At 46.0% G+C, this 504-nt stretch carries 1 pseudogene; it reads right to left on the bottom strand.

Annotated elements, in window-relative coordinates:
• Positions 1 to 504 (bottom strand): annotated as a pseudogene (locus F2B26_RS17870) (hypothetical protein); the annotation flags it as partial.

Here is a 504-nt window from a genome sequence, read left to right on the forward strand (position 1 = left end):
CAGTTGAAAGGCGTTCTTAAATGCCATGAGTCCGGCTATTTTAAAAGAAATATCATTGCTGTCAACAGGGTGCATCCTGCCATCAAATACCGAAACTCTTATATCTCTTACGTAGGAACCCGTTAAAGGCCCTTCCTGCATTTTTTCCATTACGCCTTTAAGTATGGAAGGTAAAAAGCGCTGGTCAATTGCGCCTCCTACAATGCAGTTGTAAAAAACCAGCTTACCGCCCCAGGGAAGCTGTTGTATATCTCTTCCTCTAACATTCAGGCCTGAAGGCTCCGGCATGCCTTCGTACCAGGGTTCTATCCGCATGTGTACTTCTCCAAACTGCCCTGCGCCGCCAGATTGTTTTTTATGCCGGTAAACAGCTTCGGCTGCGGTTCTGATGGTTTCGCGGTAAGGAATTTTAGGCGCCTCAAAAACAACATCTACCTTATACTGGTGTTGCAGTTTCCATTTGATAACTGCCAGGTGCATATCGCCCTGGCAATAAATGATCGT

Source organism: Cellulomonas citrea (assembly GCF_009829685.1).
In the GTDB taxonomy this organism is placed as follows: Bacteria; Actinomycetota; Actinomycetes; order Actinomycetales; family Cellulomonadaceae; genus Cellulomonas; species Cellulomonas citrea.